This window comes from Lentilactobacillus kribbianus, assembly GCF_013184075.1.
Classification (GTDB): domain Bacteria; phylum Bacillota; class Bacilli; order Lactobacillales; family Lactobacillaceae; genus Lentilactobacillus; species Lentilactobacillus kribbianus.
The window spans coordinates 117,794-143,131 of sequence record NZ_JABEQQ010000001.1 but is presented as its reverse complement, the minus strand read 5'-3'; the positions used below and the strand labels follow the sequence as shown (position 1 = coordinate 143,131).

At 38.6% G+C, this 25,338-nt stretch carries 23 protein-coding genes; 20 read left to right on the top strand and 3 right to left on the bottom strand.

The window, feature by feature from the left end:
- Nucleotides 1–6: 6 nt before the first annotated feature.
- The 18 genes from ligA to sufB all read left to right on the top strand — a co-directional run bounded on the left by ligA (nucleotide 7) and on the right by sufB (nucleotide 20,022).
- The gene (gene ligA / locus HII32_RS00795) at nucleotides 7–2,043 is read left to right on the top strand and encodes an NAD-dependent DNA ligase LigA (protein ID WP_172187373.1); all 2,037 of its coding nucleotides are present in this window, start codon (nucleotides 7–9) and stop codon (nucleotides 2,041–2,043) included.
- A 34-nt stretch (nucleotides 2,044–2,077) separates the two neighbouring features.
- Nucleotides 2,078–3,199 (top strand): CamS family sex pheromone protein, encoded by a 1,122-nt coding sequence (locus tag HII32_RS00790; RefSeq protein ID WP_172188719.1) that lies wholly within the window; start codon nucleotides 2,078–2,080, stop codon nucleotides 3,197–3,199.
- A 65-nt stretch (nucleotides 3,200–3,264) separates the two neighbouring features.
- Nucleotides 3,265–3,573 carry an Asp-tRNA(Asn)/Glu-tRNA(Gln) amidotransferase subunit GatC gene (gatC, locus tag HII32_RS00785; RefSeq protein WP_172187371.1) on the top strand — a complete coding sequence of 103 codons (309 nt, stop codon included), beginning with the start codon at nucleotides 3,265–3,267 and terminating at the stop codon, nucleotides 3,571–3,573.
- A 1-nt stretch (nucleotide 3,574) separates the two neighbouring features.
- A complete protein-coding gene (gatA, locus tag HII32_RS00780; RefSeq protein ID WP_172187369.1) occupies nucleotides 3,575–5,038 on the top strand; it encodes an Asp-tRNA(Asn)/Glu-tRNA(Gln) amidotransferase subunit GatA in 1,464 nt (487 codons plus the stop codon).
- Entirely contained in the window at nucleotides 5,038–6,459 is a 1,422-nt protein-coding gene (gene gatB, locus HII32_RS00775) for an Asp-tRNA(Asn)/Glu-tRNA(Gln) amidotransferase subunit GatB (protein ID WP_172187367.1), read from the top strand. The genes gatA and gatB overlap by 1 nt, the downstream gene beginning before the upstream one ends.
- A 19-nt stretch (nucleotides 6,460–6,478) precedes the next feature.
- Nucleotides 6,479–7,477 (top strand): diacylglycerol kinase, encoded by a 999-nt coding sequence (locus HII32_RS00770; RefSeq protein ID WP_172187365.1) that lies wholly within the window; start codon nucleotides 6,479–6,481, stop codon nucleotides 7,475–7,477.
- Between the two features lie 63 nt (nucleotides 7,478–7,540).
- Entirely contained in the window at nucleotides 7,541–8,908 is a 1,368-nt protein-coding gene (gene rlmD / locus HII32_RS00765) for a 23S rRNA (uracil(1939)-C(5))-methyltransferase RlmD (RefSeq protein WP_172187363.1), read from the top strand.
- 180 nt (nucleotides 8,909–9,088) lie between these two features.
- Entirely contained in the window at nucleotides 9,089–9,556 is a 468-nt protein-coding gene (locus HII32_RS00760) for a Dps family protein (RefSeq protein WP_172187361.1), read from the top strand.
- Nucleotides 9,557–9,722: 166 nt separating this feature from the next.
- Nucleotides 9,723–10,385 carry a deoxyribose-phosphate aldolase gene (deoC, locus tag HII32_RS00755; protein ID WP_172187359.1) on the top strand — a complete coding sequence of 221 codons (663 nt, stop codon included), beginning with the start codon at nucleotides 9,723–9,725 and terminating at the stop codon, nucleotides 10,383–10,385.
- 41 nt (nucleotides 10,386–10,426) lie between these two features.
- On the top strand, nucleotides 10,427–11,623 hold the full coding sequence (locus HII32_RS00750) for a phosphopentomutase (protein WP_172187357.1): 1,197 nt from the start codon (nucleotides 10,427–10,429) through the stop codon (nucleotides 11,621–11,623).
- A 14-nt stretch (nucleotides 11,624–11,637) separates the two neighbouring features.
- Complete coding sequence (gene deoD, locus HII32_RS00745; protein ID WP_172187355.1) at nucleotides 11,638–12,354, top strand: purine-nucleoside phosphorylase; 717 nt, start codon at nucleotides 11,638–11,640, stop codon at nucleotides 12,352–12,354.
- Between the two features lie 13 nt (nucleotides 12,355–12,367).
- A complete protein-coding gene (locus tag HII32_RS00740) occupies nucleotides 12,368–13,309 on the top strand; it encodes a sugar-binding transcriptional regulator (protein ID WP_172187353.1) in 942 nt (313 codons plus the stop codon).
- A gap of 88 nt (nucleotides 13,310–13,397) precedes the next feature.
- Nucleotides 13,398–14,699: a pyrimidine-nucleoside phosphorylase gene (locus tag HII32_RS00735; protein WP_172187351.1), complete on the top strand. Its 1,302-nt coding sequence runs from the start codon at nucleotides 13,398–13,400 to the stop codon at nucleotides 14,697–14,699.
- A gap of 156 nt (nucleotides 14,700–14,855) precedes the next feature.
- A complete protein-coding gene (sufC, locus tag HII32_RS00730) occupies nucleotides 14,856–15,650 on the top strand; it encodes a Fe-S cluster assembly ATPase SufC (RefSeq protein WP_172187349.1) in 795 nt (264 codons plus the stop codon).
- 9 nt (nucleotides 15,651–15,659) lie between these two features.
- Nucleotides 15,660–16,946 (top strand): Fe-S cluster assembly protein SufD, encoded by a 1,287-nt coding sequence (sufD, locus tag HII32_RS00725; RefSeq protein ID WP_172187347.1) that lies wholly within the window; start codon nucleotides 15,660–15,662, stop codon nucleotides 16,944–16,946.
- Nucleotides 16,936–18,171, top strand: a complete 1,236-nt coding sequence (locus tag HII32_RS00720) for an aminotransferase class V-fold PLP-dependent enzyme (protein ID WP_172187345.1) — start codon at nucleotides 16,936–16,938, stop codon at nucleotides 18,169–18,171. The genes sufD and HII32_RS00720 overlap by 11 nt, the downstream gene beginning before the upstream one ends.
- Nucleotides 18,158–18,613 carry a Fe-S cluster assembly sulfur transfer protein SufU gene (gene sufU / locus HII32_RS00715; RefSeq protein WP_172187343.1) on the top strand — a complete coding sequence of 152 codons (456 nt, stop codon included), beginning with the start codon at nucleotides 18,158–18,160 and terminating at the stop codon, nucleotides 18,611–18,613. The genes HII32_RS00720 and sufU overlap by 14 nt, the downstream gene beginning before the upstream one ends.
- Before the next feature lie 2 nt (nucleotides 18,614–18,615).
- Entirely contained in the window at nucleotides 18,616–20,022 is a 1,407-nt protein-coding gene (gene sufB / locus HII32_RS00710; protein WP_172187341.1) for a Fe-S cluster assembly protein SufB, read from the top strand.
- 52 nt (nucleotides 20,023–20,074) lie between these two features.
- Here sufB and HII32_RS00705 read toward each other — a convergent pair whose 3' ends face one another.
- Complete coding sequence (locus HII32_RS00705) at nucleotides 20,075–21,430, bottom strand: gluconate:H+ symporter (protein WP_172187339.1); 1,356 nt, start codon at nucleotides 21,428–21,430, stop codon at nucleotides 20,075–20,077.
- 54 nt (nucleotides 21,431–21,484) lie between these two features.
- Nucleotides 21,485–23,035 (bottom strand): gluconokinase, encoded by a 1,551-nt coding sequence (gene gntK / locus HII32_RS00700; protein WP_172187337.1) that lies wholly within the window; start codon nucleotides 23,033–23,035, stop codon nucleotides 21,485–21,487.
- A gap of 256 nt (nucleotides 23,036–23,291) precedes the next feature.
- On the opposite strand from gntK, the gene HII32_RS00695 reads away from it, so the two are divergent.
- Entirely contained in the window at nucleotides 23,292–24,137 is an 846-nt protein-coding gene (locus tag HII32_RS00695; protein WP_172187335.1) for a MurR/RpiR family transcriptional regulator, read from the top strand.
- 26 nt (nucleotides 24,138–24,163) lie between these two features.
- Entirely contained in the window at nucleotides 24,164–24,934 is a 771-nt protein-coding gene (locus tag HII32_RS00690; protein ID WP_172187333.1) for a GH25 family lysozyme, read from the top strand.
- Here HII32_RS00690 and HII32_RS00685 read toward each other — a convergent pair.
- Entirely contained in the window at nucleotides 24,927–25,280 is a 354-nt protein-coding gene (locus HII32_RS00685; protein ID WP_172187331.1) for a DUF4828 domain-containing protein, read from the bottom strand. The genes HII32_RS00690 and HII32_RS00685 overlap by 8 nt on opposite strands.
- Nucleotides 25,281–25,338: the final 58 nt, after the last annotated feature.

Here is a 25,338-nt window from a genome sequence, read left to right as displayed (position 1 = left end):
TTGTTCATGTCAGTAAATGAAGCGATTAGTCGTCTGACCGAAGAACAAGCTAACCAAGAAGCCCAACAATTACGTACCAAATTAAAACAGTGGGCGACTGAATACTATACTTATGATAATCCCAGCGTTGAAGACAGCGAATACGATGCGACTTATCAACAGTTAGTAGAATTAGAAACGGCTTTTCCGACAATTATTGTGCCTGATTCACCGACACAAGCAGTCGGTGATAATACTTTGCCGGAATTTACTAAAGTACGCCATGAATTCCAAATGTTATCACTAGGAGATGTATTTTCCACTACTGAACTAAGCGAATTCATTCAGCGCTTAATAACCCAAGGGGTGAAGCCAGAATTTAATTGTGAACTTAAAATTGACGGGTTAGCTATTTCCTTGCGTTATGAAAATGGTCTGTTAGTGCAGGGATCAACGCGGGGGAACGGCCAAATTGGCGAAGATATTACCAAGAATTTAAAAACAATTCCGTCTATCCCGCAAAAATTAACTAAGCCTATTGATATTGAGGTTCGGGGTGAATGTTATATGCCTAAGAGTTCGTTTGTAAAATTAAACGAACAAAGACAAGCAGACGGCCTGGAACCATTTGCTAATCCACGAAATGCGGCAGCTGGTAGTTTACGGCAACTAGACGCTAAAGTTACAGCCAAGCGTAAGCTCAGTACATTTATGTATAATGTAGCCGATTATTCTGATTTACAAGCAACTACTCAAAGCGAGTTGTTAGCTGAGTTAGCGACATTAGGCTTCCAAATTAATGATACTTATGCAGTAGTAGATGATATGGATGATATTGATGCGTTTATCAGTAAATATCAGGAACAACGAGATGATTTAAGTTACGGTATTGATGGAATCGTTATCAAGGTAAATGATTTAGCTACCCAAATGTCCTTAGGTAATACAGTTAAGGTTCCTCGCTGGGCAATTGCTTATAAATTTCCACCAGAAGAAGCTGAAACAATAGTTCGTGATATTGAATGGACCATTGGTCGAACTGGTGTGGTTACACCGACAGCCATTATGGACCCGGTCACTTTGGCGGGAACAACGGTAGCCAGAGCCTCGTTGCATAATCCTGATTATTTAATTCAAAAAGACATTCGAATTGGCGATACGGTCAAATTACACAAAGCCGGCGATATTATTCCAGAGATTTCGGCATATATTGCTAGCAAGCGGCCAGCTGATAGCCAGGTATATGTGATTCCCGATATTTGTCCTTCATGTGGTTCAGAATTAGTGCATTTGGACGAAGAAGTAGCGTTACGGTGTATAAATCCAAAATGTCCAGCCCAATTAACTGAAGGCTTGGCCCATTTCGCTTCACGAGATGCAATGAATATTGACGGCTTAGGTCCCAAAATTATTCAACAATTATTTGATAAACAGTTAGTTAATGACGTGGCAGGGTTATATACTCTAAGTTTTGATAATTTAATTACCCTTAATAAATTTGGAGAGAAATCAGCTAATAACTTATTAACGGCTATTAATAATAGTCGCAGTAACTCCTTAGAGCGATTATTATATGGTTTAGGTATTCGTCACGTAGGGGCTAAAGCAGCTCGTCTAATTGCACAGCACTTTGGCAGTATGGCCGCAATTATGGCTGCTTCAGCGGATGAAATTGCCTTAATCGATACGATGGGAGAAGTAATTGCTGATAGTGTGGTTACCTACTTTAAAACTATCGAAGCCCAGGCTTTAATTGTGGCTTTAGACGAAGTTGGTGTTAATATGAATTATTTAGGACCCACTTCAGCTAAATTAGCGGCAACCGACTCTTCCTTTAACGGTAAACGAGTCGTCTTAACTGGTAAGTTGCAGGCCTTTTCACGAGCTACTGCTACTGAATGGTTAGAAAATCATGGAGCCCAGGTTAGCAGTTCCGTTTCCAAAAAAACGGACTTAGTAATTGCTGGCGCTGATGCAGGTAGTAAGTATACTAAGGCTCAAGAATTAGGCATTGAAATTTGGGACGAATCCCGTTTTGAGGCCACAATGAACAGTGAAGAATAATGGAGGTTCAGTTTTGAAAAAGTTTGCAGTCAGCATGTCTATGCTTTTAATGGCCATGGTGCTTACAGCGTGTGGAAGCACAGATAATTTATCGGGTGGATCATCATCCAACACGTCAGGTTCAAAATCAACACAATTAACGGGACAGGCTAATAACAAGGACTATCAAGGAGTGATTACTGACGGTCAGTATAGAACTAGTAAATCACGAGGGGTTAGTCTTTCCCAAGAATCTAATCAATTTAATATCAAGGGCTTTGAGAACCAATTATTAGATATTTCTAAAAAAGAATTTTCTACTAAAAAATATATTTTTCAAGAAGGACAATATTTGTCTACCAAAACGGTTACTAATTGGTTAGGTCGAAAAACTAAGAGTAATCCGGACGGGTTAAACCCCACTGCTAATAAATCAACCGATCCTAATAAAAGAAACCCGATTTATTTATCTCAAATTGATGAACAAGATTACATGACTCAAGATGGTAAGTCATTAAAACTTTCAGGGGTTACTATTGGGCTAGCCATGAATTCGATTGATTATTATCAAAAGAATAAGTTTGGTGCTACTTATGAAACTGAAATTAGCAACGCTCAAATGAAGCAAGAGGGTAAAAAAATTGCTGATCAAGTTTTGGCCAGATTACGTAAGAAGAGCGCCTTAAAAGATGTTCCAATTGTTATTGCAATGTATCGACAAGCGTCAGATGATAGTCTCGTCGGTGGTAACTTCTATGCTTACTCTGTGAATGATGGTGGCACTACTAAAGTATCTAGCTGGGAACCATTAAATATTAAGAGTTATGTTTTTCCAATCAAAACAGGCAAAAAGGCACCTAATGAAAATGATGAAAATTCATTTGAAAACTTCAAGAGTCAAACCCAAAAGTTCTTCCCTAATTTAAGTGGAGTAACTGCTCAAGCTAAATACGTGGACGGTTCATTAAGTGGAATGAACGTAACTATTAACACGCAATTTTATAGTCAAACTGAAATTATTAGTTTTACTCAGTACTTACAAACAACAGCACAACGCTACTTGCCAGCCAATGCGCCAATTGATATTACCGTTCAATCGACGGAAGGCATTCAAAGCTTCTTGAGTCGGGGCGCTAATGAAAAGAAATTTAGTACGCACGTTTTTAATAGTTACTAAGCGAATTAGTAGTTATATGATAAAATTAAACGGGTTATTATTCCGATAAAGAAAGAGGGATCTTAATGAGTGAAAAAATCTCAGCAGAAGATGTTAAACACGTTGCTAGTCTAGCAAAGCTAAGTGTTTCTGATGAACAATTACCTTACTTTACTGAGCAACTAGGCCAAATTATTGGTCTGTTTGAAACCTTAGGTGAGGTCAACACTGATGGGGTTAAACCGACTGTAAGTGTTACTGATCAATTAAATGTCATGCGTGATGATATTGCTGATAATTGGCAAGAACGCGATGAATTACTAGCTAATGCGCCAGAAACTATGGACGGCTATATTAAAGTACCAACGATTATTGACGAAAGTGAGGATAATTAAGATGAATTATTTGAATGAATCTTTGAATTCTATTCACGATAAATTAGTCAATAAGGAATTATCAGCTACTGAATTAACGAAAGCGACCCTGGCTAATATTAAGGTAGTTGATAAAGATATTAATTCCTTTATCACGGTAACCGAAGAAGAAGCTCTAGCTAGTGCTAAAGCAATCGATGAAAAGGGGATTGATGCTGAGAATTTATTAAGTGGGATGCCAATTGCTCTTAAAGATAATTTGGTCACTAAGGGCGTTAACACTACTGCAGCTTCTAAGATGTTAGCTGATTTTAAACCTATTTATAGTGCCACTGCTGTTGAAAAATTAGCAGCCGTTGATACTGTAATGGTTGGTAAAACTAACATGGATGAATTTGCGATGGGTGGTTCTACCGAAAATTCAGCTTTTAAAATTACTAAAAATCCCTGGGATACGGATCGAGTACCTGGTGGTTCTTCTGGTGGTTCTGCTGCAGCGGTCGCTTCAGGTCAAGTATTAGCTGCTTTAGGATCAGACACTGGTGGTTCTATTCGACAACCAGCGTCCTTTAATGGAATTGTGGGGATGAAGCCTACTTATGGTCGGGTTTCTCGTTGGGGCTTAATTGCATTTGGTTCTAGCTTTGATCAAATTGGCCCTATGACCAGAAATGTAGCTGATAATGCAACGGTATTAAATGCGATTGCGGGTCATGACGATCATGATTTAACTAGCTCTAATCAAGCTGTTCCAGATTTTGCTGCTAACTTAAACAATGGAGTAGCCGGTTTAACTATTGGGTTACCAAGTGAATATTTAGGTGATGGGGTAGACGCTAAAGTAAAAGAAATTATTTTAGCAGCTGCAGAAACCTATAAGCAACTGGGAGCAAAAATTGTAGATATCTCACTACCTAATACTAAGTATGGAGTAGCAGCTTATTACATTTTGACTTCTTCAGAAGCATCGTCTAATTTGCAACGATTTGATGGTATTCGTTATGGATACCGCTCACCAGAAGCGAAAAATTTGGAAGACCTTTACGTTATGTCTCGAACCGAAGGCTTTGGTGATGAAGTTAAACGTCGAATTATGCTTGGAACTTATTCACTCTCAGCTGGTTTTTATGACGCTTACTTCAAAAAAGCAGCGCAAGTTAGAACGTTAATGAATAATGATTACACGGAAGCCTTTAAGCAGGTTGATGTTATTTTGACACCAGCTGCACCTACACCAGCTTACAAGATTGGTGCTGAAGTTAATGATCCAATGACTATGTATATGAATGATGCCCTAACGGTACCATTGAATATGTCAGGGTTACCGGGTCTTAGCATGCCGGCTGGCTTTAGTGACGGATTACCAGTGGGAATGCAATTAATTGGTCGACCATATGATGAAGCAACAATTTATCAAACGGCTAATGCTTTTGAACAAGCTACTGATTTTCATAAACAATTACCAACGTTAGGAGGACAAAACTAATGAATTTTGAAACTACGATTGGTCTTGAAGTCCACGTTGAATTAAAAACTAACTCTAAAATTTTCAGTCCATCACCCGTTCAATTTGGGGTAGCACCTAACGAAAACACCAATGTTATTGATTGGGGTTATCCTGGCGTTTTACCAACCACTAACAAAGGAGTTGTTGAAGCTGGGATGAAAGCGGCGTTAGCACTTCATGCTGAAATTGAACCTAATCCTCACTTTGATCGTAAGAATTATTTCTATCCTGATAATCCTAAGGCCTACCAAATTACGCAATCTGAAACACCAATGGCTCACGATGGTTGGGTAGAAATTGAAGTTGATGGTAACAAGAAAAAAATCGGTATCTCTGAAATGCATATTGAAGAAGATGCTGGTAAAAACAGTCATGAAACTGGATATTCATTAGTTGATTTAAACCGTCAAGGTACACCGCTAGTGGAAATAGTTTCTAAGCCAGATATTGCTTCACCTGATGAAGCATATGCTTACCTAGAAGAATTACGGCAACAAATCCAATTTACTGGTGTTTCTGATGTGAAAATGGAAGAAGGTTCCATGCGGGTCGATGTCAATATTTCAGTTCGTCCAATTGGTCAAGCCGCTTATGGTACCAAAACGGAGTTAAAGAACCTAAACTCCTTTAACTATGTGCGTAAGGGCTTGGCTTACGAAGAAAAACGGCAACAAGAAGTATTGATGTCAGGTGGCGTTATTCGGCAAGAAACCCGACGTTTTGATGAAAAATCTGGTAAAACTATTTTGATGCGGGTCAAAGAAGGGGCCGATGATTATCGTTATTTCCCAGAACCTGATTTGCCAGCACTAACAATTTCTGATGATTGGATTAACCAAATTAAGTCAGAATTACCAGAAGAACCTAAAGCTCGTCGTGATCGTTATGTTAATGAATTAGGCATCACAGATTATGATGCAATGGTTATTACTCAAACCAAGGAAATGGCCGATTTTTATGATGCTATGATTGAGCTCAAAGCGGATCCTAAGTTAGCCGCCAATTATTTGCAAGGTGACGTAAATGCCTACCTTAACGATAACCAGGTTGATTTACAAGATACTAAGATTACGCCTGCTCATTTAGCTTCAATGGTGAACTTGATTTCTGATGAAACTATTTCTTCTAAAATGGCTAAAAAAGTCTTTAAGGCGATCACCAAAGGCAATGATCCCGAACAATTTGTGAAGGATAACGGGATGGTTCAATTATCTGATCCAGCTCAATTGCAACCAATTGTCGATGAAATTTTGGCAGCTAATCCACAATCAATTGAAGATTTTCATAATGGTAAGGATCGGGCAATTGGCTTTTTAGTTGGTCAAATTATGAAACAAACCCATGGTAAAGCTAACCCAACTGTGGTTAATAAGTTGTTAATTACTTCAATGAATAAATAAACGAAATGGGATAACAGGTATGCAAAAACGAGCGAGAGTCATTTATAACCCCACGGCAGGGCGCGAATTAATGAAGCAAAAAATGATAGATATTTTAAATATTTTAGAACAAGCTGGATATGAAGCCAGCGCTTTTGCTACTACACCGGCTGAAAATTCAGCTAAAAATGAAGCTAGACGAGCAGCTGAAGACGGTTTTGCGTTGCTTGTTGCTGCTGGTGGTGACGGTACGATTAACGAGGTAGTCAATGGGATTGCCCCGCTTAAAAACCGTCCTAAAATGGCGATCATTCCTGCTGGGACAACTAATGACTATGCTCGGGCGTTGCATATTCCACGGGAAGATCCTGTCGAAGCTGCTAAAATCATTTTAAAGAATCAAACGGTGAAAATGGATATCGGACAAGCTAATGAAAACTACTTCATTAACATTGCTGCTGGTGGTCAAATTGCCGAAATTACTTATGATGTTCCATCAAACCTAAAGACTCTTTTTGGCTATGTGGCTTATTTAGTTAAAGGAGCGGAATTATTGCCGCGGGTCCGTCCAGTAGAAATGGATATTAAGTATGATGATGGAGAGTATAAAGGCAAAGCCTCAATGTTTTTCCTGGCTTTAACCAATTCGGTAGGCGGGTTAGAACAAATCGTTCCAGATGCCGAATTAGATGACGGTAAATTTACGATGATTATTGTCAAAACCGGTAATATCGTCGAAATGCTTCATTTGTTGTCTAAGGTGTTAAATGGTGGAAAGCATATTGACGATCCACGAATTATTTATAAAAAAACTAGTCAAGTAAAGGTTGCTCCCGTCAAGGATCGAATTCAGATTAATTTAGATGGTGAGTACGGCGGTGATGCCCCAATGACGTTTATTGATCATAAACGCCACATTGAAATGTTTGCTAATACCGATAAAATTCCCAATAAGGCCATTGGTGAAACAGCTGAAGAAAAAACGGCTGAAGCTAAATTTTTAGAAGGTATTGACCGTATTCCAGATCAAAATGAGTAACTCAAAATTGCGTTGTGATAACGACGCAATTTTTATTTAAGTCAACCAAATATAAGGATAAACATGAAAAAAACACAACCAGTTGAAAAGAACCAAGAATATAATGTAACGATTGCAGATTTAAGCTATCAGGGACTCGGGGTTGCTAAAATCGATAATTTTCCAATTTTCATCGAAAATGCTCTCCCAGGTGAAGAAATTAAAGTGCAAATTACCAAGGTTAAACATAGTTTTGCCTTTGGCCGGGTGACTAGTTTTATCACGACTAGTCCTGATCGGGTGCAATTAGTTGATAAGGCCTATACCCAAACGGGAATTGCCACTTTGCAGCATTTAACTTATTCAGCCCAATTAAAATTCAAGCAACACCAAGTGGCCGTCGATTTTCAAAAGTTAGGATTAGATGATGTTGAGGTTAATCCTACTATCGGAATGGACGACCCCACGCATTACCGTAATAAAGCTCAAGTACCAGTCCGATTGATTAATGGTCGACTAGAAACCGGCTTTTACCGCAAACATTCGCATGACTTAATTCCAATTGAAGATTTTTATATTCAAGATCAAAAAATTGATGAAGCCATTTTGGTGGTGCGTGATTTGCTGCGGACCTTCCATGTGGCCCCTTATAACGAAGAACACCATAAAGGGGTTGTTCGCAACATCATGGTTCGTCGCGGTTATTACTCGCACGAAATGATGATTGTTTTAGTTACGCGAGCTAAGAAGATTCCGCATACCGATGAAATTGTGGCGGGAATTTTAGCTAAATTACCCGAAGTGAAGAGTATTATTCAAAACGTTAATAGTGCTAAAACTAACGCTTTAATGGGACCAGTCAATAATGTGTTAGCCGGTTCAAACGTAATTACTGATACATTGCTTGGTTTGAAGTTTGCTATTTCGGCTACTTCGTTTTACCAAATTAATCCCGTGCAAACTGAAAAACTATATCAATTAGCCATTGATAAAGCTGATTTGCAAAAAGATGATGTAGTTGTAGATGCTTATTGTGGTATTGGGACCATTTCCTTAGCTGTGGCTCAACACGTTAAGAAAGTTTACGGGGTGGAAATTGTGGACCAGGCCGTTGAAGATGCCAAGCATAACGCTAAAATTAATAATATTAGAAACGTTAGTTTTGTGGCGTCCAAGGCCGAAGAACAAATGAGTAAATGGCAATCTGATGGCCTGAAGCCAGACGTTGTTTTTGTGGATCCACCACGTAAAGGACTTGATAGTACTTTGATTGACAGTGTGGCGGCCATGAATCCGAAAAAAGTGGTTTATGTATCATGTAATCCAGCCACCTTAGCTCGGGACGTACAATTATTTGCAGGCAAAGGTTATCACATTAACCAACCGGTTCAACCAGTTGATCAATTCCCGCAAACCATTCATGTGGAAAGTGTCACCGTGTTAGAACGCTAAATTAAAAAAGACGTCACTTCAACTTGAAGTGGCGTCTTTTTTGACAACGTAAAAGGCAGCTTGTTACACTGATATTAGTATTAATTGCACTTACTATGGAGGTGAGGAAGTTCTGATAGTTTAATTGATAAAACCCCAATTGATTTCTTTAATTAGCTTTAATAACTGGAGGTTATTAAGATGCCATATAAACAAACCAAGGTAGTTTTGAATCAATGTGTTGCCGATTTATCTCAATTAGCGATGGTAGTACACCAGACCCACTGGTATATGCGGGGCAGCAACTTTTTAAAGTTGCATCCTTTAATGGATGATTGGATGGCCGATTTAAATGATCAATTAGACGAAATTTCAGAACGCCTCATTGCGATTGATGGGGCGCCGTACTCGACGCTAAAGGAAATGGCCGAGCATACTAAAATAGCAGATGAACCAGGTACTTTTGCCAAATCCATTCCAGAGCGTTTAACTATTTTAGCCCGTGATTATCGCTATTTAGCGGATCTGTATCAGCAAGGTATTGAAGTTAGTGGTGATGAAATGGATTATAGTACGCAAGACATTTTTATTGGGTTTAAGACGGCCACAGAAAAACGACTGTGGATGATTCAAGCGGAGTTGGATCAAGCGCCGCAACGTAACAACTAAATAAAATTATTTTAACAGTCCTTAAAATTAGTCTAACCGCTAGTTTTAAGGATTTTTTTAGTTATTTCAAATCAATAGTTGAACACAATTTCAAACAAAAGCGTTTACAAATGTTCAAAAATCCGTTATGCTTAAGGAGTCAAAAAATGAAAGGGGTTACATTATCATGGAACTTACTACTAAAGAACTCGCAAAATATTTGGATCACACTAACTTAAGTCCGGAATCAACTGAAGAAGATATCATTAAAACCTGTCAGGAAGCGGTTGAATTCGATACAGCTTCGGTTTGTGTTAACTCATACTGGATTCCATTAGTAACGAAAGAATTGACTGGTTCTACCGTTAATCCAATTACCGTTGTTGGTTTCCCACTAGGAGCCACTAATACTGCAACCAAAGTTTTTGAAACTAATTCAGCCATTGATGATGGCGCTGAAGAAGTTGACATGGTAATTAATATCGGTGAATTAATTGCTGGCCATGATGATAATGTCACTGAAGATATTCGTAAAGTAGCAGAAGCCACTCATGCTAAGGGTAAATTACTAAAAGTGATCTTAGAAACGTCATACTTAAATGATGATCAAATTGTCCGCGGTTGCCAAGCTTCTGAAGCAGCTGGTGCTGATTATGTAAAAACATCTACTGGATTTAGTTCAGCTGGTGCTAAATTGGCCGATGTGGCTTTAATGAGAGCTACCGTAGGAGACCGATTGGGAGTTAAAGCTTCTGGTGGCATTCACTCTCGTAAAGAAGCACTAGAGATGATTGAAGCGGGTGCTAGTCGTTTGGGTGTTAGTGCTACCGTTAAAATTTTATCTGAATAATAAGTTCGTTAATAAAAAGTAATTTTCTACAGGAGGTCACCATGAGTTATAAAAAATACAATCGAATTTTTGGAATCGTGTTAGATTCTGTTGGAACCGGTAATGCACCGGATGCTGATAAATATGGAGATGTTGGTTCTGATACATTAGGACACGTCGGTAAAGCTTATGAAGGCAAGTTGAGCTTACCTAACTTGGCTAAACTGGGAATTTCCAATTTACGAGAGGAAGCAATTGATGGTGTACCGGCTGTAGAAAAGCCTTTGGGTTATCATGGTAAAATGCAAGAAGTTTCCGCTGGTAAAGACAGTATGGATGGTCATTGGGAAATGATGGGCTTACCCGTTATGAAACCACTTAGTACCTTTCCGAATGGATTTCCAGCTGATTTAATTAAGCAATTAGAGGATTTTTCGGGCCGTAAAGTAATCGGGAACCGTCCTGAATCTGGGACTAAGATTATTGCGGAACTTGGTGAACAACAAATGAAAACCGGAGATTTAATCGTGTACACTTCTGGTGATTCTGTCTTACAAATTGCTGCTCATGAAGAAATTATTCCGTTGGAAGAATTATACAAAATTTGTGAATTTGCTCGTTCAATTGTGAATGGTCCTAAGTACTTGGTAGGAAGAGTAATTGCTCGTCCCTATGTAGGTCCTGATAAAGATCACTTTGTTAGAACGGCTAACCGCCATGATTTCACTTTGGAACCAACTGGTAAAACCGACTTAGATTATCTCTTAGAAAATGATGTGCATACGGTTGGTATTGGTAAAATCAATGACATTTTTTCTGGTAAAGGTATTGCAGAAGGGTATCACAACGAAAGTAACATGGATGGAATGGATCATTTGGACCACGTCATGGCAGAAGATTTTACAGGTTTTTGTTTCATGAATTTAGTAGATTTTGATGCTATGTATGGTCACCGACGTAACCCAATTGGATTTGGACAAGCATTAATGGACTTTGATCAACGTCTGGGTCAAGTTTTAGCTAACTTAAAAGATGATGATTTGATTATTTTAACGGCTGATCATGGTAACGACCCGGGATTTAAAGGTTCTGATCATACCCGAGAATTAGTTCCATTAATTGCTTATTCACCATCAATGAATGAAAATGGTAGTTTGGGTATTCGGCAAACATTTGCTGATTTTGGGCAAACGGTTTTAGATAATTTTAATGTAATTGGTAGTGAAGCTGGTACTAGTTTCTTAAATGATTTGAAATAAGTGGAGGAATAACAATGAGTACACATATTGGTGCTAAACGCGGCGACATTGCTTCGACGGTCTTAATGCCTGGTGATCCGCTACGAGCTAAATATATTGCTGAAACTTACCTAGATGATGTAGTAAACTATAGTTCAGTAAGAAATATGTTAGGATTTACTGGAACTTATAAAGGTAAACGAATTTCGGTTCAAGGATCTGGGATGGGAATTCCGTCATTAGCTATTTACACTACTGAAATGATTCAAGAATTTGGGGTTAATACAATTTATCGGGTTGGTAGTTGTGGGGCCATGAGTCCAGACGTTAAGATTCGTGATATTATCTTGGGACAAGCGGGAACGACTGATTCTTCAATTATTGCCAACACATTTGGCCCAGGTATTTATTATTCCCCAATCGCTGACTTTGAGTTGTTAGACTCTGCTTATCATACCGCTAAAGATAGTGGCTTAACGCCTAAAGTAGGGAATATCTTTGCAGCTGATCGTTTTTATAACGATGAAATTGATATGAAGAAGTTAACCGATTATGGCGTAATTGCCACTGAAATGGAAACTTCGGGCCTATACTTGTTAGCTGCTAAGCATCACATTCGAGCTTTAACTATTTTAACGGTCAGTGATCATTTATTAACTGGTGAAAAGACTACTGCTAAAGAACGGGAAACATCCTTTGACGAAATGATTCGCTTATCTTTGGATACAGCAATCGCTAACATCAAAGAATAGGGGTAAGAAATTGATGGACAGTCTAGATCAAGAAAAATTAAAACAAAGTATTATGGTTGCTGAAATGTATTATCAACATAATTTGAGTCAGGTAGAAATAGCCGATCAAATGGGCGTTTCACGGCCAACAGTATCTAGATTGTTACAATACGCCAAGGATGTTGGCGTCGTTAAAATTCAGGTGGTGAATCCCATTTATACCACTGAAAATTTGAGTAAACAATTATCCGAAAAGTATCATGCTGATGTGCATGTGGTGCCAGAAAATCTTTCCGAACCTAATTTTTGGCATACATATGGTCGCTACGCCGCTAACGTCTTGACGTCCATAGTTAAGCCCGGTGATATTATTGGTATCGGTTGGGGCAAGACAGTTCACCATTTAACGGAGCAACTAGAGGAACAATCAGTGAGTGGTATTCAGGTGGTACAGCTAAAGGGAAGTGTCAGCTATTCCAACAAAAAGACCTATGCCTATGAAAGCATCAATGAATTGGCTGGCGCTTACCGGGTTAATCCAGAATACCTTCCGTTACCAGTGATTTTTGATAATCAAATTACTAAAACAATGGTAGAACAAGATCGCCATATTCGGCATGTGCTAGATTTAGGTAAAAAAGCAAATGTAGCATTGTTTACTGTGGGAACCGTACGACCGCAAGCATTGGTTTTTCAACTAGGCTATTTTAATGAGGAAGAAAAACAAGAATTACAGCAAACGGCAGTGGGGGATATCTGTTCACGGTTTATTGATGAACAGGGCCACATTGTTAACGATAAAATCAATCAAAGAACTATCGGAATTGACTTAGATGATCTAGCCCAAAAAGACCATACCATTTTGCTGGCTGCTGGTAATCATAAGGTGGCTGGTGTTGATGCAGTCTTAAAGGCGGGTTATGCCAATTGTGCGGTACTTGATCAGTATTTGGCCCAATTATTAGTTGATTATTAATGAAGGTAAAAGCCCAATTCGATCTGTCACTGAATTGAGCTTTTATTAAAACATAAAATGAAAACGATTACAAAGGAGCTTGTTAATAATGCGCATGGTAGATATTATTCATAAAAAACGTTCTGGTAAAGAATTATCTCCAGCAGAAATTCAATATTTTATTGATGTGGTAGTTTCAGGTGAAATTCCTGACTATCAAACCAGTGCGTTTTTGATGGCAACTTATTTTAATGGTATGACTAAAAATGAACAATCAGAACTCACAATGACGATGATGAAGTCAGGCGACCATTTAGATTTAAGCGATATTCCAGGAATTAAAGTAGATAAACATTCCACTGGTGGAGTTGGTGATAAAACTAGTATTCCTCTAGCTGCGGTAGTGGCAGCCTTAGGCATTCCGGTGCCCATGATTTCTGGTCGCGGCTTGGGCCATACTGGCGGAACGTTAGATAAGTTAGAAGCTATTCCCGGTTATCGAGTGGAAATTAGTGAAGCTGCTTTTAAAGATCAAGTCCGTGAAGAAAAATTAGCAATTATTGGAGCTACGGGAAACATTGCCCCAGCGGATAAAAAAATTTATGCGTTGCGTGATGTGACCGACACCGTTGATTCTATTCCACTAATTGCTAGTTCTATTATGAGTAAAAAAATTGCCTCTGGTACTGATGCATTAATTATTGATGTTAAAACTGGTGCGGGAGCTTTTATGAAAACACTGGCAGAATCAGAAACCTTAGCACGGGCTTTAGTAGATATTGGTCAGGGCGTTGGATTACAATGTATGGCCTTGATTACTGATATGAATCAACCACTAGGACGTTGTATTGGTAATGCCTTAGAAATTGAAGAATCAATTAACTTATTGAAAGGCCAAGGGCCAGCAGATTTAGTAAAATTAATTGTTACTATTGGCGGTTATATGGCGGTGATGGGTAAAAAAGCCCAAACCATCGAAGAAGGTCAACAAATGTGTCAAACCGTTATCGATAATGGTCAAGCCTTGGAACGTTTCCGAGCTATGGTAGCTGCGCAAGGTGGTGATCCGGCAGTTGTCGATGATCCTAAAAAAGTCATGCCGCAATCCCAATATCAAATTGAGTTACCGGCACTTAAATCAGGGGTTATTGCTAAAATGACCGCAGATGAAGTCGGTATTGCCAGCATGTTGTTAGGTGGCGGGCGACAAAAAGCCGATGATCCTCTAGATTATGCCGTGGGCATTGTTTTGAATAAAAAAATTGGTGACGCTATTAACGAAGGTGAATCTATTTTAACGATTCACAGTAATCGCGAAAACGTGGAAGATATTAAAAAATTGTTGTATGACAATATTCAAATTTCAGCTAGTGCTCAAGCCCCAGAATTAATTTACGAAACAATTGAATAAACTAAAAACCTAGTAAGTGATTGGCTTACTAGGTTTTTTTATTGATCTTAATTTGGTATAGAAAAAGTCAAGGGGTGATTTTAATTAAAAATGTAGCTAGAATAAATCTATTAATGAGTTTAAGAAGAAAGACAAATTCTGTGGAGGTCGGCAAATATGGCAACACTTGAAATCAAAAATTTACACGTTTCGGTAGCTGATGAAGAAGCTAATCAACCTAAAGAAATTTTAAAAGGGGTTAACTTATTAATGCGTACCGGTGAGATTCATGCCATCATGGGACCCAACGGAACCGGTAAATCAACATTATCAGAAACCATTATGGGACAACCAGCTTATCAAGTTACTCAAGGAGATATTTTATTAGACGGTGAGAGTATTTTAGAGATGCCGGTGGATGAACGCGCACGCAGAGGCCTTTTTTTGGCAATGCAGTATCCAGCAGAAATTCAAGGAGTCACTAATGCTGAATTTTTAAGAGCGGCGATGAATGCTAGAAGAACCGAAGCTAATCAAATTGGGGTAATGGAATTCTTAACGACATTAGATCACAATTTAGCATTATTGAATATGGATGAAGCAATGATCGAGCGATACTTAAATGAAGGTTTTTCAGGTGGCGAAAAAAAACGTAATGAAATTTTGCAATTACTGATGATTAAACCAGCCTTTGCTTTATTAGATGAGATCGACTCAGGATTAGATATTGATGCTTTACAAGTGGTCTCCAAAGGAGTTAATTCCTTACGAGGTGACCAATTTGGTGCCTTGATTATTACGCATTATCAACGTTTATTAAAATATATTGTACCCGATGTGGTTCATATTATGATGGATGGACGAATTGTGAAAACTGGTGGCGCAGAATTAGCTAAGCAACTAGAGAATGAAGGTTATGCGGGTTTACGTGATGAGTTTAATTTGAGCGTTGATTTAATGGATGAGAATTAGGAGGGAAATATGGAAATCACACCGGAATTTCGAAGCCGACTAATTACAATGGCCAAACAAAATAAGGAGCCGGATTGGTTTATTAAACAACGGTTACAAGCCCTTCAACAAGTTGTGCAATTAAATAAGCCAGTGATTCAGCGCTTTAAATATCAAAATTGGGATTTAACTCCATTGACTGAATTCATCCCGTTGACAACGGCTGGCGCTTTTTCAACCGATAACGCTTCACCTAGTGCCTTGAACCCTCGTTTAATTCAATTTGAGTCAACTACTATACGGGTAACGCTTCCGACCGAACTATTAAGTCAAGGTGTTATTGTCTGTGATTTGATGACGGCTTTACACCAATATGGTGATTTAGTAGCTAAATACTGGGGTCAAGCACTTAAGGATAATTCAGATCAATTAACCAAGTACAATGAAGCGTTGGTTAACAACGGGATTTTTATCTATGTTCCTGAAGAAGTAAATAGCAAACAAGTTCTTCAATTAGAGTTGAAGTCCAATAGTAAACATGAACAGCAACCGTTTATTTCGCGGGTCTTAATTGTGACGCAAGCTAATAGTCGACTTAATATTATGCAGCATCAAATTACTAGCGGTACGCAAGTTAATTTGGCCAATTGTGTGGTGGAAGTGGTAGCGGCCGAAAATAGTAGGGTAGAATTTACGGCATTAGATGAAATGGCAGCCCAAACGTTAACTTATTTACAACGTCAAGCAGTGGTAGGACCGAATGCTAGGGTGAATTGGTCGATAGGGCTATTTAATTATGGTGACACGGTGGCTAATTTTAATACTAACCTAATGGGTCAAGGCTCTAGCTCGGAAGCTAAAGTGGTGGCTATTTCTGCTCAAAAGCAACGACTGGGAATTAATACTGGAGTAACTAATGGGGGCCAACATACGGAGGGACGAATCGCACAGCGTGGCATTCTCTTGGATAATTCCGAATTAGTATTTAATGGTATTGGTCATATTCTTCATGGCGCATCTGGAGCCAAAGCAGAACAAGAAAATCGAGTTTTGATGATGTCTAATCAGGCTCATGGCAATGCTAATCCGATGTTATTAATTGATGAAAATGATGTCGTGGCTGGTCATGCAGCTAGTGTAGGCCAAGTTGATCAACAGCAACTATATTATTTAATGAGTCGTGGTATTGATGAAGAGACGGCTAAACGAATGGTGATTCGCGGGTTTTTAGGAACGATTTTAAGTGAATTAGACAATAAATCGGTTAGAAAACAGTTTAGTGAAACAATTGAAAGGAAGTTAACAAATGGATACTGATTGGGAGCAAGTACGTAGTGATTTTCCGGTATTACAGCAAGTGGTTAACGAGGAAAGCTTGGTGTATTTGGATAATGCAGCCACTTCGCAAAAACCAATGACAGTATTGCAATCAATCAACCAATTTTATCTTCATGATAATGCCAATGTGCACCGGGGAATTCACACGTTAGCCCAACGAGCGACCGAACAATACGAGGCGGTCAGAGATCAAGTTCGGCAATTTATTAATGCGACCACTGCTAACGAAATTATCTTTACCAAGGGGACCACGGATAGTTTGAACTTGGTGGCTAGTACTTATGGTCAGTTCATTCAGGCTGGTGACGAAATTATTTTGACCATTATGGAGCACCACAGTAATCTTATTGCTTGGCAACAATTGGCTCTGCAAAAACATGCCACCCTTAAGTACATTAATTTAACCAAGGAACAAGATTTAGACCTAAAGGATGCGGCTCAAAAAATTACGGACAAGACTAAAATAGTAGCGATTGCTCATGCTAGTAATGTTTTGGGGGTGGTGAATCCTATTAAGACGATAACTAAGCTAGCCCACCAACATGGTGCAGTTGTAGTCTGTGATGGTGCGCAAGCAGTGGCACATCTACCAGTAGATGTGCAGGACTTGGATGTTGATTTTTATGCATTTTCAGGGCATAAAATGTTGGCGCCCACCGGTATTGGTGTTTTATATGGTAAACAAGCTTTGTTAAAGAAAATGCCACCATACCAATACGGTGGCGAAATGATTAGTGTAGTGAATCAGTATGATAGCACTTGGGCTGAGCTGCCTTATAAATTTGAAGCCGGCACACCAAACATTGCGGGGGTAATTGGGTTAGGCAAAGCGATTGATTATTTGAATCACATTGAAATGACTAATATTTGGCGACATGAGCAAGAATTAGTTCAATATATTTTTCCTAAATTGTTAGCAGATCCAACGCTAACTATTTACGGTCCGCCGTCGGTAACTAAGCATACTGGGGTAATTGCTTTTAATCTCCATTCACTGCACCCACACGATGTAGCGACCGCCTTGGATCAAGATGGAGTTGCTGTTAGAGCCGGTCATCATTGTGCCCAACCATTAATGAATGCACTTGATTTGAAGGCGACAGTCAGAATGAGTTTGAGTTTTTATAATAATTGGGCGGATTTAGACAACTTCTTAGCAGCTTTAAAAGACACAAAGGAGTTTTTTAACCATGAGCTTATCTAAATTAAATAATTTGTACCGTGAAGTGATTTTAGATCATGCTAATCATCCACATCATAAAGGTGAATTAGTGACAGCCACTAATCAAATAACGTTGAATAATCCGACCTGTGGAGATGTTATTAACTTGACTATGGAACTAAATAATCATCGAATTCAGGCTATCAAATTTACTGGTGACGGTTGTACGATTAGTCAAGCATCAGCTAGTATGATGGCTGATGTGGTGACTGGTAAAACTATGGCAGAAGCATTGGTAATGGCTAAAACTTTTTCTGACATGGTAATGGGAAAAAAACATGATCCAGTCGATTTGAAGGTGTTAAAGGATGCGGCTATTTTAGCTAGCGTGGTTAGTTTTCCGGCTCGAATTAAATGTGCTACGTTAGCGTGGTGGGCCTTGCAACGAGCACTATTAGACGAACAAGATACTAGAGAGGATTAGTCATGACACAAGAAATAAATTCGATATTAGGCGATTCAGCATATGAGTACGGCTTTCATGATGATATCGAACCGACCTATTCTACTGGTCGAGGATTGACCGAGGCCACCGTTCGTGAAATTTCAGCAGCTAAAAATGAACCCAGTTGGATGCTTGAATATCGGTTAAAAGCATATGAAACTTTTAAAAAATTACCCATGCCAAGCTATGGACCGGACTTATCTGAACTGGATTTAGCCAATATGCGCTATTACCAAAAAATGACCGATAAGAAATTCCGCAATTGGGAAGATGTGCCTGAAAACCTGAAAAAAACTTTTGAACGTTTAGGGGTACCCGAAGCGGAAAGAAAATATTTGGCTGGCTCAGCTGCTCAGTATGAATCCGAAGTGGTTTATCATAATATGCGGGAAGATTTTGCGGCCCTAGGAATTATTTTTACTGATACTGATACTGCTTTAAAAAAATATCCAAAATTATTTAAGAAGTGGTTTGGTAAATTAGTAAAACCAACTGATAATAAGTTTGCAGCCTTGAATGCAGCGGTTTGGTCAGGTGGATCGTTTATTTATGTCCCCAAGGGAGTCCAAACATCGCAGCCGTTACAATCATATTTTCGCTTAAATGCTGAGAACTCGGGTCAATTTGAACGAACTTTAATTATTGTCGAAGAAGGAGCTAAGGTAGATTATGTTGAGGGGTGTACAGCACCGAAATATTCTTCTGATAGTCTACATGCAGCAGTGGTGGAGGTAAACGTTGCTAAAGACGCATATTGCCGTTACACGACCATTCAAAATTGGTCCGATAATGTTTATAGCTTAGAAACTAAACGGGCAGCAGCAGCAGAAAATGCTACGATGGAGTGGATAGATGGCAATTTGGGTTCTAAAGTAACTATGAAATATCCTAGTGTTTACTTAAATGGTGAAGGTGCTAGGGGAACAATGTTGTCTATTGCAGTTGCTAGTAATCATATTCAGCAAGATTCTGGGGCCCGAATGATTCATAATGCCAAAAATACTTCGAGCTCAATCGTTTCTAAATCCATTGCTAGAACGGGAGGCTCCACTGATTATCGGGGCATGGTTCGCTTTGGCCAGCACGCAGATGGCTCTAAATCTCATATCGAGTGTGATACGATTATCATGGATGATCTGTCATGCTCTAATACGATTCCATTTAATGAAATCAATAATGCCAACGTGGCTTTGGAGCATGAAGCTAAGGTATCTAAAATTTCAGAAGAGCAACTATATTACTTAATGAGTCGTGGTATTTCTGAACAAAAAGCTACCGAAATGATTATTATGGGATTTGTGGAACCATTTACTAAGCAATTACCGATGGAGTACGCAGTTGAACTTAACCGGCTGATTAGTTTTGAAATGGAAGGATCGATTGGTTAAAGGTGAATAAGACAATAAAAAAAGGCTTCCCAATGGGAAGCCTTTTTTGTTTTTAATGGAAGAAGAAGTTCAAAATCATAACGATAACAATACCAACCACTGAGATAACAGTTTCTAAAACAGTCCAGATTTGAAGTGTTTGTTTAACTGAAAGATCAAAGTATTCTTTAAACATCCAGAAACCAGCATCGTTAACGTGAGAAGCAGCTAATGAACCAGCACCAATGGCAAGTACCATAAGGGCAGGATCAACACCTGATTGAGCCATTAATGGAGCCACGATTCCGGCAGCTGTCAATGCAGAAACGGTTGCAGAACCTAAAGCAACACGGAGAACCACAGTGACTAACCAACCAAGAATCAATGGTGAAATGGAAGAGTTAGCGAACATGCTAGCAACTTCTTTACCAACACCACCATCAATAAGTACTTGCTTAAAGGCACCACCACCACCAATAACTAAGAGTAACATAGCAATTGATTTAACGGCATTTTCAAGTGATTCCATAATTTGAGCTGTAGTTCGATTACGAGCCCAACCCATTGCCCACATTGCAAATAATAATGAAATTAACATAGCAATACTTGGAGAACCAATGAAGGCAACGATAGAATCCATAGTTGATGGGTTCTTAGGAATAGCACCACCATCAACCGTCATTTTGTAAACGGTAGTGATAGCCATCAAGATAACTGGGAAAAGAGCAGTTAAAACAGAAAGTCCAAAGGATGGTGATTCTTCTTTAGAAAAGTGTTTGATTTCTCCGATAGAAGATAAGTTTCCTTTAGCTTCAAAAGCATCAGGTGCAAATTTTTCAGCAGCTTTAGTAAATAATGGACCAGCAATGTAAGCAGCTGGAATAGCAACTACTAAACCAAATAGCAATACCTTACCATCGTTAGCGCCTAAGGCTTGAGCGATAGCAGTTGGAGCAGGATGAGGAGGTAGGAATCCGTGGGTAACTGATAGTGCAGCTGCCATTGGAATACCTAAGAATAAAATTGGAACCCCGGCTTCTACCGCGATAGCAAAGACGATTGGTACCAATAATACCATCCCAACTTCAAAGAAGAGGGCAATTCCAAGAATAAATGAAGCAACCATTACAGCCAATTGCAATCGTGAACGACCAAATTTTTCAATTAGGGTATTGGCAATAATGTAGGCCCCACCGGAATCAGATACCAGTCGACCTAACATCGCCCCGAAACCAAAGACCATTGATAGTTCCCCTAATTGACCACCAATCCCGGTTTCAATAGAAGTGGCAATGTTTTGCATTGGCATTCCTAAAAGAAGGGCAGTAACAGCAGCAGTTAATACTAACGCAACGAAAGTATTAATTTTGAAGCGAATAATTAGGACCAGTAAAAAGATAATCCCAATTAATAAGGCAAGTAATTTCATGTCTAAGTCTCCCTTCAGACTTTAGTATGATTTTAAGTGAAAGCAATCCGCAAGCTAATTTTCTTTTTTAGCCTGATCATGTTTTCGTTGGAACTCAGCAATATTTTTATATTCTGGTTGAAGTGAACGACTTAACCGAATATAGATAGGGATTAATTCCCGGTAAGCAGCAAAGTTTTCTGGATTAGGATGATGAGTAACGGTTGTACCCACGAATTTAGAAACATCGCTTAAGTTATCAATAATACCTAGGCTGTACATTCCTAAAGTAGCAGCTCCTAAAGCAGTACTTTCAAAACTCTCAGGAATTGAAACATCTTGTTCAAAGATGTCAGTGAGCATTTGACGCCATAGTTCAGAACGAGCAAAGCCACCACTAGCTTGAATACTCTTAGGCTTACCAACTACTTCTTCAAGGGCCAACATAACCGTGTAAAGGTTGTAGACAATGCCTTCAAGCGTAGCTCTAATCATTTGAGCCCGATTAGTAGTACGGTTTAAACCAAAGAAAGTTCCACGAGCATTAGCATCCCAAATTGGGGCCCGTTCGCCACCAAGATAAGGTAAGAAGATTAGACCATCTGAACCAGCTGGAATTTTAGCAGCGATTTCAGTTAGCAAATCATATGGATCAATTTGCATTTGTTCAGCGGTAACTTTTTCAGGGGCACATAATTCATCACGGACCCAACGAAAGACGACACCACCGTTATTAACTGGTCCACCAATTACCCACATATCCTTGGCAAGGTAGTAACAAAATACCCGCGCTTTAGGATCCGTACGAGGCTTATCAGAAATAACCCGAACTGCTCCAGAAGTACCGATAGTAACAGCAACCACACCAGGTTGAATAGCATCAACCCCTAAGTTAGCAAGAGGACCATCAGAAGCGCCAATGATAAATGGTGTATCTTGATCCATACCTAAAGTCTTAGCGTATTCTTCTTTAAGACCGTGGAGTTGGTAAGTAGTATCCACAAGTTCTGGCAATTGATCTCTAGTAACTCCAGCAATTTCTAACGCTTGATCATCCCAATCTAAGTTATAAATGTTAAATAATCCGGTTGCGTTAGCAATTGAGTAGTCTTCTTTTAATTGACCAAATAATTTGTAAAGAATATATTCCTTGATGCCGACAAACCAACGCGCTTTGGCAAATAATTCTGGTTCGTCATTTTGAAGCCACATCATTTTTGAAAGGGGAGTCATTGGGTGAATAGGCACCCCAGTTTTTTGGTAAAGTTCCATCCCTTCAGGACTAGCCTTCAAAGAATCAGCATATTGAACTGAACGGTTGTCTCCCCAAGTAATAGCTCTAGTTAAAGGTTTGTGGTTTTCATCAAGTAAAATCAAACTGTGCATTGCACATGAGAATGAAACTCCTTGAAGTTCACCAGTGCTTACATTGGCTTTGCGAAGAACTTCAGTAATTCCTTCAGTCATAGCAGAGAAGATTTCTTCTGGATCTTCTTCGGCCATGTCTGGGGTGTCTTGGTATAGTTCGTAACCATCGTTTGAATATCCTTGAACCTGACCGTCCAAGTCATAAAGAACGGTTTTAACGCTGGTAGTACCAATATCAACACCTAACATATATTTCATAGTGTTTTTCTTCCTTTCCCAAGTGAATAATGCTAATAATAAAGCGCATTCTGTAACCGGTTACCAAAATGACAATAAAAAAAGGTGAATCAAAATGGTAAAATGGTTAAACGAATCTAATAACAGTTTAACATTTTTCGCTAATCACGACAGTAATAAAGCGCTTATTTAGATTATGTGAAAATATTTTTCACATTTCAACCTTTTTATTGTAAAATATTTACAATAACTAAAATCGAAAACAGCAGGTGATCTTATGAGTTCCCCAATCCAATTGCTAAAACAATCCTACGATGACTTCAGTAAGGTTAATAAAAAAATTGCTAGATTTATCGTGGACAATCCTAAAGAAGCTTCCGAACTTAACATAGAAGAAATGGCTAAAGCAACAAAAACTTCGACTGCCTCTATTTCTCGACTAGTCAAAAACTTAGGCTTTAATAATTTTCGTGAATTTACTTTGGCGCTAGCTTACACGCAATTACGGCCTTCTAATTTACAAATTTTTAAAGAAATTGATCCTAAAGATACTTTATCAGAAATTGCTGATAAAATATTTGCAAGTTCTCAACGAGCTATTAGTGATAGTCGTGATAATATTGATGACAGTGATTTTGCTCGAGCTATTTTAAGAATCATTAATTGTAATCAACTCGGCTTTTTTGGGCTGGGCGGATCGTCAGTAGCTGCCCTGGATGGTTATCATAAATTTTTAAGAACTTCTATTCATACCTTTTATCACCCAGATTTTGACGTACAATTGATGCAAGCAGTAAAATTAACGGCTAAAGATTGTGCCATTGTGGTATCTCATTCTGGACGTAATCAACAAACGATGAAAATTGTCGATACGTTAAAAAAGAAAAGAGTCACCATTATTGGTATTACCAGTTATCCAGATTCACCGTTAGCTGAAGATAGTAGTATTACCTTTATTTCGTCTAGTGATGAATCTAATTACCGTTCAGAAGGCATGTATTCTCTGATTGCTCAAATTACTATCATTGATTCACTATTTATGATGGCTAGTGTGAGAATGGGACCTGCGACTGAACAGGCTATTGAGGATGTTCACCGAATTATTGATGATACTCGCAAATAAGACTGAATAAAAATCGAGATGATTGAATGCCAAAAAGAAAAGACGTTCAGCCAATTTATACCCAAACGTTTCAACAAAGAAAATGGTTTATTAGTGTGATCTTAATTATTCTCGCATTACTCACTTTTTTAGGGATGCTGATATTTAACCATTATCGCTATCAAAATGCGTTGAAAAAATATCCTATCCGTGGCGTTAGTTTGTCACAAACGGATGGTTATGTTGATTTTGCTGCATTAAAAAAAGCTAAAGTTAACTTTGTCTATCTCAAAGCATCACAAGGTGCGACGTACACTGATGATAGTTTCAATAGTAACTTTAGCCGTAGTCAAGGAGCCCAGTTGCCGATAGGTATTTACCACGTTTTTAGTTTTAGTAGTACTGCTACTGCTCAGTTTGATAATTTAGTTGATCAGGTAGATAGTAATACCGGTGTGTTACCGATTGCCATCCAAGTGGAGCTTTATGGCGACTATAATGATGAAAGTATTAACTGGAAGCAAGAGCAAACCAGATTGACGTCATTAAAAAATAAAATTTGGCGTTATTATAAACGACCAGTAATTATTTGGGGTGATCAACAAACCTTACATCACTTAAACGTTAAAGTAGGGCGAACCCAGCAAACTTGGATTAGCGATGCCCCAATTAACACACCTAATGGCGATGCCACCTTTTTGCAATTAAAGGGGCAACCAGAAGTGAATATGGCTGGTACTAAACAAGAATTTTATCAATCGGTATTTAATGGTAATCAACAAAAATGGGAAAACTATATTAACCAATTAGTTAATTAGTATGAGTTAATGGATAGCTAATGTTATCAGCTTCATCATAAAACGAGGTTAAACCATCTAAATTGGTTTGTAACTTTAATTGATAGCCCAGCGCATCGCGATAAACTAAAGAAGGACCACTTGAATTGATGATGGATGCTTTAATTGGTTTTTGATCGATAATTAATTCCAAACTAGGACTGATAACAAGGGAATGTTGTCGTTGTTCGTTATCTAGGTATTGCCAAGACCCAACAAAATAGCGGGGGTTGTTCTGCTCCGCTAAAGGGGTCTTTTTCTTTTTGGGTGCATGGAGTAATCCTGCAATCAATGAAACGGTAAACAACACAATTGATCGTTTTCTCAAAGTTATCAATCCTTACTATATGTAAATTCAATTGCATTGTAACAAAAAAAATGAACTT